This is a genomic window from Photorhabdus kayaii (genome assembly GCF_025384895.1).
Taxonomy (GTDB): domain Bacteria; phylum Pseudomonadota; class Gammaproteobacteria; order Enterobacterales; family Enterobacteriaceae; genus Photorhabdus; species Photorhabdus kayaii.
The window spans coordinates 1-574 of the sequence record NZ_JAJAFZ010000227.1; the positions used below are offsets into that span (position 1 = coordinate 1).

The 574-nt window shown below is 64.6% G+C and carries 1 protein-coding gene; it reads left to right on the forward strand.

What is annotated here, in order from left to right:
• Window positions 1-574, forward strand: a 574-nt coding sequence (locus LGZ98_RS24045; protein WP_262978762.1) for a PAAR domain-containing protein, incomplete at both ends; no start/stop codon positions are given.

Here is a 574-nt window from a genome sequence, read left to right on the forward strand (position 1 = left end):
GTATCGGGGCCGCTATCGGGCAATACGGCCAGAATAAAGGCACCATTATTGAAGGCTCGCCCAATGTCTTTTTTGAAGGCAAACCGGTGGCCCGGGCCGGCGATAAAATTGCCTGCAGCGACCACCCCGGCCCGGCAGTGATTGCCGAAGGCGCGAAAACGGTGTTTGCCAACGGCAAGCCCATTGCCCGGCTGGGCCACCGCACCACCTGTGACGCTAATATCAACAGCGGCGCGGCATCCATTGCCCTCACCCAGGAGACCGAAGGCGTCTATGACATCATGGTCAGCAGCGACCGGGCCTTACGCTGGGCCGTGGTGCTGGCCGGCCTCCTCCCCCTGCCCAGAGGGAACAAAAACCGCCCCCATGAAGCGCCCCCCGCCCCGTCGGTGAAAAAAACCGGCTGTGACCGTCAGCTTTGCAGCAAAGCCGGGGAGCCAGTAGACGTGGCGACCGGCGACTTCCTACAGGTCTGGCCGGTGCTGGCGTTGCCGGGGGTGCTGCCGCTGACCCTGAACCGGACTTACCGCTCCACCGCCGCCCTGGCCGGGCTGTTCGGCCCCAAATGGGCCGA